This is a genomic window from Anoxybacillus andreesenii, from assembly GCF_030813005.1.
GTDB lineage: Bacteria > Bacillota > Bacilli > Bacillales > Cytobacillaceae > Robertmurraya > Robertmurraya andreesenii.
In genome coordinates, this window is sequence record NZ_JAUSTU010000046.1 from 1 (window position 1) to 10,919 (window position 10,919).

Annotated in this window: 6 protein-coding genes; 5 read left to right on the forward strand and 1 reads right to left on the reverse strand. The window is 32.5% G+C overall.

Annotated features, from left to right (window positions below; translation table 11 throughout):
* The 3 genes from J2S07_RS21060 to J2S07_RS21070 all read left to right on the forward strand — a co-directional run.
* Positions 1-836 (forward strand): restriction endonuclease subunit S (locus J2S07_RS21060; protein WP_307152356.1); only part of this gene is annotated, 836 nt, incomplete at its 5' end.
* 11 nt (positions 837-847) lie between these two features.
* Positions 848-3,832, forward strand: a complete 2,985-nt coding sequence (locus tag J2S07_RS21065) for a type I restriction endonuclease subunit R (protein WP_307152357.1) — start codon at positions 848-850, stop codon at positions 3,830-3,832.
* Between the two features lie 837 nt (positions 3,833-4,669).
* A complete protein-coding gene (locus tag J2S07_RS21070) occupies positions 4,670-6,190 on the forward strand; it encodes a hypothetical protein (RefSeq protein WP_307152358.1) in 1,521 nt (506 codons plus the stop codon).
* 369 nt (positions 6,191-6,559) lie between these two features.
* On the opposite strand, the gene J2S07_RS21075 is transcribed toward J2S07_RS21070, so the two are convergent.
* Positions 6,560-8,020, reverse strand: coding sequence for an ATP-binding protein (locus J2S07_RS21075; protein WP_307152359.1), 1,461 nt, complete (start codon positions 8,018-8,020; stop codon positions 6,560-6,562).
* 404 nt (positions 8,021-8,424) lie between these two features.
* Here J2S07_RS21075 and J2S07_RS21080 point away from each other — a divergent pair, with 404 nt between their 5' ends.
* Positions 8,425-9,300, forward strand: a complete 876-nt coding sequence (locus J2S07_RS21080) for a DNA adenine methylase (protein ID WP_126649726.1) — start codon at positions 8,425-8,427, stop codon at positions 9,298-9,300.
* On the forward strand, positions 9,297-10,862 hold the full coding sequence (locus J2S07_RS21085; protein ID WP_307152360.1) for a ParB/RepB/Spo0J family partition protein: 1,566 nt from the start codon (positions 9,297-9,299) through the stop codon (positions 10,860-10,862). Before J2S07_RS21080 ends, J2S07_RS21085 begins: the two co-directional genes overlap by 4 nt.
* Positions 10,863-10,919 lie beyond the last annotated feature (57 nt).

A 10,919-nucleotide genomic window follows, 5' to 3' on the forward strand; every position in this document is an offset into this window, starting at 1 on the left:
TCCGTTATGATTGTGTTTTCGTCGACTTAATCATACACGGTTTATCGTGGCTTTTTCATTTATTTAGCTTGTTGCATTTGATTATACAACTAGCCTCCGAAATCGACTCACTCATTGCTGACAAAGAAAAGCTAATTGAATTGCTCGAAGAAAAACGCCAAGCCATTATTACCGAAGCTGTAACAAAAGGATTAAATCCAAATGTAAAAATGAAAGATTCAGGTGTTGAATGGATTGGTGAGATACCTGAGCATTGGGAAATCACAAGATTGAAATATATTGCAAAAGTTGTAATGGGGCAATCCCCGTCATCTGATGATGTAAATAATATTGGAATAGGTTCCCCATTTTTACAAGGTAATGCAGAGTTTTCGGAAATGTACCCCGAAGCTAAATTGTACTGTGAGCGTCCAAATAAGTTGAGCAGTGAGGGTGATATATTGTTTTCGGTAAGGGCCCCTGTAGGTGCAATGAATATTTCTGATAAAACCTATGGAATAGGTAGGGGGCTATGTGCTATTCAAACAAAGATAATGAATAAATTCACATGGTATTTACTTAAACACATCAAGATTGAGCTTAATTCAAAAGTAAAAGGAAGCACATTTGAAGCAGTTACAATAGAAGATATAAAGAATTTGATATGCATTGTTCCACCGTTAGTAGAACAAAGGGAAATCGAAAAACACCTGGATAGTATTACACTTGAAATTAATTCACTGATTATTAATTTGAAATCTCAGATATTAAAACTTAAGGAATACCGCCAATCTCTCATCTACGAAGCAGTGACAGGAAAAATAGATGTGCGGAACTATAAAAAAGTATTGTCATAGGGGGGAGAGAAATGGCGATTGATCCTACTGAAAAAGGGTTTGAAGCAAATATTGAGGATAGCCTAATTTTATCAGGTTATTTTCAACGTAAATTAACTGGACAATCATTAGAACTATTTAAAAAATATGCAATTGACACAGAGATACTGTTTAAATTTTTGGAAAATACTCAGTCAAAAGCGTTGGAACGGCTACAAAAAGTTTATAAAGAGCAGTATAGAGCAAAAATAATAGACCGACTCCATAAAGAGTTGGACAAACGTGGGATGATAGATGTCCTTCGTCATGGGATGAAGGATTATGGTGTAACACTAAAATTGGCTTATAACAAGCCTGTAAGCACGATGAATCAGATGCTTATTGATTTGTATAACGAAAATATCTTTACTGTAAGCAGACAAGTGTATTACAGTAGCCAAAATAATAACAGCATAGATATGATGGTTTCCCTTAACGGTTTGCCCCTGATTGTTATGGAATTAAAAAATCAGCTTACAGGTCAAACAGTTGAAGATTCCATGAAGCAATTTAGAAATGACAGAGATCCGAGAGAGCTTCTTTTTCAATTTAAAAAACGAGCAATTGTATTCTTTGCTGTTGATACTGACGAAGTATATATGACGACAAGATTAAATGGTAATAAAACCTTTTTCCTTCCTTTTAATCGAGGGAATAATGGCGGACAAGGAAATCCTGTTGTCTATGGCGATTATCGAACATCTTACTTATGGAAAGATATTTTGCAAAAGGACAGCCTATTAGATATATTGTTCCGCTTTGTTTATGTGGAACTGGATGAAATTAAGGATAGCACAGGGGAAATCGTTGAGAAAAAAGAAACAGTTATTTTCCCACGTTACCATCAATTAGATGTTGTTCGTAAAGTAGAAGTCGATGTAAAGGAAAAAGGTGTTGGTAACAATTATTTAATTCAACACAGTGCAGGAAGCGGAAAGACGAACAGTATCTCCTGGTTAGCCCATCGCCTTGCCAAATTACATGATGAAGACGATACAGCCGTATTTAATAGTGTGATCGTGATTACGGATCGGAGAGTATTGGACAAACAGCTCCAAGATGCTGTATATCAGTTAGAACATAAAGCGGGAATGGTTGAGAAAATTGATAAAGATTCAGCTCAATTAGCGGCCGCTATCTCAAGTGGAACACGTATTATTATTACAACTCTACAGAAATTCCCGTTCATTATGGAAAAGGTCGGCGATTTTACAAGAGGGAAGTATGCTATTGTTATTGATGAAGCCCATTCCAGTCAAGGTGGAAAAGCCTCCACAGCGATGACTAACATCTTATCGGATAAGACGTTGGAGGAAGCACTCGAAGCAGACCGTATTGCTGAAGAGAATATGGATGATATGGAAGAAAGGATTGCAGAACTTCTTGCGAAGAGCGGGAAACAGGATAACATCTCGTTTTTTGCCTTTACAGCGACACCAAAGGCAAAAACGATTGAGAAGTTTGGAACATATGATGCTGACGGAAAACCGCATGCCTTTCATGTCTATTCAATGAAACAGGCAATCGAAGAAGGCTTTATCATAGATGTATTGAAAAACTACACCACCTATAAAACATATTATAAGATTGCCAAAAGCATAGAAGAGGATCCAGAAGTAGCAAAGAGCAAGGCAACGAAACAAATTGCCAAATATGTATCCTTGCATCCTCATAATATTGCTCAAAAAACAGAAATCATGATCGAACATTATCGCCAAGTTACGAGACACAAAATTGGCGGGCGTGCCAAAGCAATGGTTGTGACAAGCAGTCGCCTTCATGCCGTTAGATATAAATTGGCTTTTGATAAATATATCGAACGAAAAGGCTATGAAGATATGAAAGCAGTTGTTGCTTTTTCTGGTACGGTAGAAGATAAAGGGTTACCTTATACTGAGGCTGAAATGAATGGCTTTGGCGAGAAGGAGCTTCCCGAAAAATTCCACACTGATGAGTATCAAGTATTATTAGTAGCGGAGAAATATCAAACGGGTTTTGACGAACCACTGCTACATACGATGTACGTCGATAAACCACTGGATGGAATTAAAGCAGTCCAAACATTATCAAGACTGAATCGAACATGTACAGGAAAAAACGATACCTTTGTCCTCGATTTTGTTAATGAAGCGGAAGATATACAAAATGCCTTTCAGCCGTACTACGAGGTCACAGGTTTAGAAAGTACGACCGATCCGAACCTTCTCTATGATTTACAACGTGAATTAGATGCCAGTCAAATTTATACGATTGAGGAGATTGAGGGAGTTTGCGAATTAGAATTCAGCGGTAAAAAGAAAACGGCTAAGACGCAAGAAAAGCTCAACTCCATCCTTGATTTAGCGGTAAATCGGTTTAATAAGGATATTGACAAGGAACAACAAGAGGATTTTAAAGGTGCAAGTACAAAATTCATCCGCACCTATTCGTTTATTTTGCAGATTGCTCCGTTTGCTGATATTGAACTTCACAAACTATTTGTGTACTTGAATTATCTATTGAAAAAATTACCCCGTAATATATCAGACGGCGTTTATTTGGCGGATGATGTAGCTCTTGAATATTACCGTAATGAAAAAGTGTTCGAAGGGAGCATTTCATTACAAGTTCAAGGGGAAACGGAATTGAAGCCAACTTCTTATGGCAAAGGAAAGTCTGTGGAAGAAGAAAAGGAAAGACTGTCTTCAATTATCGAAAGGTTAAATGAACGTTTTGGAACTGAGTTCACTGAAACTGACAAATTATCACGAGATCAAATCGTTGAAGATATGATAAAAGATGAAGATTTGGCACAAAAAGCAAAAAGTAATACAAGAGAGAACTTCAAATTCAGCTATGAAAAGGCATTTATGGATTTTGTTATCTCTCGTATGACTCAAAACGAATCTTTCTTCATGAAAATGTTGGAGAACGCTGATTTTAAAACGATGATAATGGAAGATATGTTTGAGGAAGTTTATGAAGGGTTACGGCATTAAGGTTTCCAATATAAAAGTAGTGCAGCGGAGCTGACACTACTTTTATTCATATCTATTGATAAAATCAAGTAAGCTTTGGGCGACGAGGTCTTGAAGTGCCAAATAAGGATATTTGTCTTTGCAGAATGTTACAAACTTGTTGTAAACCTCGCTATTCATTTTAATGCTTTTGTTCATATAATTTGCCTTTTGGCTCCATGATTGATAGTCAGGATGGGTACAGAATTATTAATGAATTATCGGGTTATTAAGGTCGTACTTTTTAGAAAGGAAAGCGAAATAACCTTTTATTTTGTTAGGAGCGGGCAAGTGGTGTGTTTGTTTGATACAAAAGTATTTATGATAATTACACAATAAATAAGTAATAGCATTGGAACCACTGCCAATGCTATTACTTATTTTAACTGTTGGTTAGTTTTGTAAATAATTGAAACGTATGTTCCTTATTTATGATATAATAAAAGGAGCTTTAACAATGGGTTGGGATTATCCTCAAGACCATTGTGGCTCCTTAACTATCGAGTATTATTATATGTTGTACTTATGGATTATATACAATTATTATCTGGATGTCAACTATTTATTGGAGGTATAAATGGAAAGGTATTTGAATAATGAAGATATATTAAAATTTGGAACGTTCAATCATAATCAGATTTTTTTATACAACGCTGGTTAGAACTTCTAAATATACATACACATAGTAAGTATGCTGTTCGTTTTCTCAATACTCATCAGGCTTTGAAAGAGTTGAATTATGTATGCAATGAGATGATAGAAGGAAACATTAAAAGGAACGACAATCATCTTAGGTTGGTTTTTCAGGAAGTGAAAAAGGTGTTGGAAGAGGACGTAATCTTTAAAGAAAATGCCCACTCTCATTTTAAGATTTTGGAAAATTCGTTACAGTCAGCACCTAAAGCTGATAATGTTTCTAAACTTTACTCAATTATTTTCCAGATTGAATATGTATTAAGGCATATAAATACAAAATATTTAACTTGGATAATTACAAATTTGAACCAGATGCTTTCGAGTAATGAGAAAAAGTATGGAAAGATAGAAAGAGACATACAAATTTTAGCAAGTGAATTGTTAGGAAGAGGATGGTCTGCTGATGCACTTTATTCACTTGTTAATGAATCTTATAAAGATGATACCTACTCGGTCGAAGGCAGATTTGAGAAGTTATTTTCTAAGTTTAATGATGGTCCTCAGACCTATGTTTTTTTATTTGCTATAAAAAATAGTATAGCGACGGACACTAAAGCTCATCTAATAGAACTTGGTAGGGAAGTTTTAAATGGCGAGGAAGTTGTTAATACTTATTCAGGTTATGATTTAGAGAAAAATATTTCAAAGGTTAAAGAATATATAAGGATTATTACTCAATGTTATGACACCTATTCTGGGGTTAATAAAGCGTGGCAATCACTCGTTGGGAGTTTGGATATATTAAACTTTTATGGTTTTAATATTCCCGACATTGATACAGCTCCGATTATTTTAGTACCTGATTCACAAACATATATACGAAATGTTAAAGTTGATTTAGTTGCAAAAAAGCGTAAATTTAAGGCACCAGAAACGATTATGAATCGAGTACACTCTCAACTAAAAAGTTCAAATACTGATGTTAATAGAAAAATTCAAAGCCTATTTGAGTTTTCAAGAATAAGTGAAGAATCTTTGTCTCCTCAATCTACCTTTATTAATTTATGGATTGCAATTGAATCATTTGCCCAATCAAATGAATTTGATGGTGGAATAGAGAATGTAAAAATGGTTGTTTCTGCTTCAGCCACACATAATTACTTATATGGTTTACTTAGAAACTTCTTAGAAGATTGTAATAGATGTGGTTTAGAGGTGACCTTTGAGGGAACCACATACCAAATTGGAAAACTGTCTCCCCAAGAAGCATTATATCTGTTTTGGAATGATGAATTTTATGAAATAATGAAGATAGAGTGTGAGCATTTAAATTATTTATTAGCTTTCAGATATACTGAATTATTCAGTATATTAAAAGATGGTAAAAAATGTGCAAATTTATTAGAATTCCATAAAGAGAATATTCAACAGCATGTTCATAGGTTATATAGAATTAGAAATGCAATTGTTCATTCGGGGGAAATGCAATATAGTATTAACCTTTTCACAAAACATTTATATGAATACATTCAATATGTCATGTCTGTCGTTATGCATCGATTAGCAGAAGAACCAACAGTTTATTTAGAACAAATTTTTGCTCAGGTTAGGGATAGTGTAGATGCAACGATAGAAACATTAAAAAATAGTAGATTATTAGACGAAGATGCATATTTTAGTTTACTTTTAAAAGGTGCATTCTAATGTTGGACTATGAGTAAAAAGGGGGGATCCCCCTTTTAGATATTACTTTTGAATTAGGATGGTCGAATTAATTTCGTCTTTAATAATAGTTGTATTATTCATCTCGTATATTGTGAGAAAAATTTTCCTGATAAAACAGATGGAAATTACACTATTTGAGAAGTTTGATTTAAAGTATTGTCTGGAAACAGAAAGTGATATTCAATACGGCAATTATGAAATAGTTGAAAGCTTAAATATAGGCGAGTATAACAATGAAGCAATTGAAGTATTAGATCTATCTGTAAATAAGGGCAATAAAGAGAAATAGCATTGGTTATATCCAATGCCATTTTCGTATGAGTTGAATTCTATATAATGGTGTATCACTTACAGATTTTCTTGTGATTGTTCATATCCTTCTTTTTCTGCATGTCCTAATAAGTAAAGAAACGCAAAAGCGGGAATACGAATAATTTTCGTGTTTGTTTTGTGTTTTGTTATGCCGTAATCATCGTCACCACGAGTTACCACAATTGCCCCTTTTGTAAGAGAATCATTAGCCCATTCTACAATTGCCTCGTTTTCAGAGATAGTAGAATTTTGTCTATATTTCACTTCAATTAAGATACGACCAATTGGAAACGAGACAATGATGTCTATTTCTTTTTGAGTTTTAGCATCCCTAAAATACCCAATGGTTGGATGTTGACCATAGAAGAAAGTATGGATATGTTTATATACTGCAGTTTCGATAATTGTACCCATTTCTAATGGATCGGTTAGTACCTCTTCTCCTAACATTAAAACAGCATTGCGAATGGCAGGATCGGCTAAATAAACTTTTGGTTTGGACTTTAATACTTTTTTCCCTTTAAGTTCGAAGGGTTTACTTGTATAGATTAAATTCGCATGCTCTAATAATTCTAAGTAATTGCTGATTGTTGGTCTGGATACACCTATTTCTTTAGCGATTGTTTCCGCTACGACAATATTCCCACTGGTGATACAAAGGTATAAAAAGATTTTCTCAAACTCAGAGACATTTCGTATATTGAACAAAGATACGATATCTCTTTTTATTACCTTATCTACTACATCTTCCCGAATAATTTTCTGAGCAAAAGAAATATCTTGAGTTTTTGCAACTTCGGGAAATCCTCCAATTAATAGGTATTGATGAAAATGTTTTTGCAAAGGTTGTAAAGAAATCATAATAGTGGTGAGTGTCTTTTCATCTAAATGACCCAATTGAGTGGGTTTAATATTTTTCGGTAAGTCTGGTTTATTTGCCCCAATTAGATCAATATACTCATAAAATGAAAGTGTTGGTATCTTTATTTGTGTCCATCTCCCGACTCCACTTTCACTCATTTTTGTGGCAAGTACAGGACTTGCAGAGCCAGTAGCCATAATTTTATAGGAAGGGTACTGATCATATAACGTCTTAAGCCAAGTATCCCAATCAGAAGCATACTGGATTTCATCGAAAAATAAAAATAATTCTTCAGAACCTTGTGAGATATTATTTTCAAACACATCAAGAATATCACCAATATCACATAGCTTAAGCATTGGATGATCAAAAGACACGTATAATATCTGCTTAGGGGATGAAGTTCTTAGAATATCACTTATCATTTGATACATAATGGTTGTTTTTCCTACTCGTCTGGGACCAGAAAGAATGACTTCACGTCTAATTTCAGAGTGATAGAAATATTTTTTGGCTTCGTAAAATGCTAAGCGTTTAACTGGCTTTTCAAAATTACGAGGGATTTGTCCACTATTCCACCAGGGGTTAAAGCCTAATAAGACTTTCAGGATTTTTTCTTGAGATATAAAGGACATTGTTTTCACCTCTCACATTGTTTAATTATATATTACATTTATTCAGTAAAAGTTTAAAGTATGTTTTACATTTTAGCCGAATATATGATAAGTTAAACAAAAAAAGTATTATGTTCAAACCTAATACAATAAATTGAGGAGTCGTACTTACTTCTGAAATTGATTAAAATGGATATTAATAAATAGTTCAATCAATTAAATATATCTATTGCCTTTAGATTGATACGGTGAACCGTATCACAAGTGATAGTAAAGCGGAAGTTTGAAATAATAATTTAAATATAACAGGGGCTAATTGCCCCATTTTTTTATATCTTGACATTATATTCTAATTTTGTTGAAAATGTTATACTATTTGTAACTAACACAAAAAGTTTTAAGTATAGAAAGAAGTGAAACAATTGTTGAATCCATCTCCTCTGAGGTACCCTGGAGGAAAGTATAAGATATATCCTTTTATTAGTAATTTAGTTAATAATAATAAATCTTCTACATACATCGAACCTTTTGCTGGGGGTTCTGCTATTTCATTTGCCCTTTTATTTAATGGTATAGTCAAACGGATTATTATAAATGACTATGACTACTCGATATATTGCTTTTGGAATAGTGTCTTGAATCATACTGAAGCTTTTATAAGGTTGATTGAAAATACACCAGTAACAATCGAAGAGTGGCATAATCAAAAAAGAATTAGAGAAAATGTATATGAAAATGATCCATTATTAGTTGGTTTTTCTACATTTTTTTTAAATAGAACTAATAGGTCGGGAATTATTGATAAAGCTGGTCCAATTGGTGGATTGGGGCAAAACGGTACCTACTTAATAGATTGTAGGTTTAATAAAGAGGATTTAATTAAAAAGATAGTAAAAATATCAAAATATAAACAATCAATTGATTTATATAATTTAGATGCTATGGATTTTATTGAATCAGTTATAGTTAAGACGAGAAATTCATTTACATTTTTTGATCCACCTTATTATAAAAAAGGACAAGGGTTGTACACTAATTTTTACTCACACGGTGATCATGAAAATTTAGCTAAAATTATAATTCATTTAATGAATAATCGTAAATGGATAGTTACATATGATACAGCTAGGGAAATTCAAGAGTTGTATTCCAAGTTCGAACAAATTACTTTTAACTTATCTTATACATTACAAGAGAAAAAGAATGGTTTAGAGTTTATGTTCTTTTCTAAAAAAATAAATCGTTTAAATAATGAAAGTGATTATTTAAAAATAATAACTGGAGCTGAGGTGATACTATGAGTTCTTTGAACCAATACAAAATAATAGATATTTCCGAAATAATGAATTATGTAGAAAATCCTAGACATGATGTGGGATCAAACGAGATTGATACAATAAAAAAGTTAGTTAATAAAGTTGGTTCCCAATATATGTATAATTTAGCGAAAGATATTTATGAAAATGGTTTATTAGGTTCTAATCTACCTGTCTTAGTCTATGACCCTAACAAAGGGAAATACATTGTTTATGAAGGTAATAGAAGAGTTGCTTGTCTTAAATTTCTAAATAACCCAGAAATACTAACTTCCATAGATAAATCGTTAATGCAGAGAATTGAGAACTTAAAGAAAGAGGATAAAGCAAATTACTCTAATAAAATAAATTGTTATATTACTTCTGAAGAAGAAGCATTGTTAATTATGGAACGTACTCACTCTGGCGAAGATAAAGGTAGAGGATTAAAAGCATGGTCCTCTAAAGAAAAAGGTGTTTTTGAGAGTAGACGCAAAAAGAAGAGTCCAATAGAACTAGTAATTGCAGATCAAAATGAAAAATTTCTAAATGAAGATATAACTCAAAAGATAAGTTATACAACAATCAGAAGGTTCTTTAATAATAGAGAAATTAAAAAGGCATTGGGTATAGATGAGGAATTTTCCAATATAGATAAGAACAAAATAATAAAAATTAACTTTTTAATTGATAAAGCGATTGAGGAAAGTAATAGAAATGGACTATCCCTAACACGTTTGTTTAATAAAGCGAGGGAAATAGAAGATTTTTTTCTCCCTTTAATTAAAGAAAAAGAAGAGGATACAAATAGTTCGATAAAACGTAAAGAAGAAGTTACTACTGTTTCCCATCATGATAATAAACCAAAGGAAGAACAAGATGAGGGACTATTAATTGATGGAATAAAGAGTAGCGGTATTAACTTAAAAGAAAGTGATGGAGTAGGCATTAAAAAGGGGAATAATCAACAAGTTAAATCTTTAAAGATATCATTAAAAAAAGATGAAAATAAATTTTACTACACTAATCAAACAATAGATTTAAATGAAAAAATAGAAATAGAGCACAAAGATTTGTTTGAACCTCAATTGCTACGAATAGAATGTTCAGATTTAGTTTTAGTTAATGGAATAATCCAACCAGATAATATACCAGGGGAATATAGTATTACTTTCAAGTATTATATGGATAATACCTTTGAATATACTTACTGGCAAGATAGCTTAAAAATTGTAATAAAGGCAATGAAGGCACCCTTTATAGTGCCTAAACAACAGACTGTTCTTTCAGAAACATTCTATAAAAAATATTATGAAAATCTGCAATTTGAGCATTCTGATAAAATAAAGTCTTTATTGTACTTTCTTACTTATGAAAATAAAAACGGAAAGTACTCACCATTTCTAAATATAGTAAGCCGAATGTTTTTAGAATACACATTCAGACTATATGCTTCTAAAGTTTTAAAGGAAGATAATCACTCTATAGATATTAAAAGTAAATCATTACAAGGATTTATAGATTACTGTTTGTATTTTGCAAGAAAAAAGTACATAAAAATGCAATAAAAAATGCAGAAGCTTGCCAGCCTTATTTAAAGTGATTATGATTGACGGGATAGTGCG

What these genes read in the sequence shown, in the direction of transcription:
- J2S07_RS21065 (WP_307152357.1), top strand. Translation starts at nt 848, where the DNA reads ATGGCGATTGATCCTACTGAAAAAGGGTTTGAAGCAAATATTGAGGAT.
- J2S07_RS21075 (WP_307152359.1), bottom strand. Translation starts at nt 8,020, where the DNA reads ATGTCCTTTATATCTCAAGAAAAAATCCTGAAAGTCTTATTAGGCTTT.
- J2S07_RS21085 (WP_307152360.1), top strand. Translation starts at nt 9,297, where the DNA reads ATGAGTTCTTTGAACCAATACAAAATAATAGATATTTCCGAAATAATG.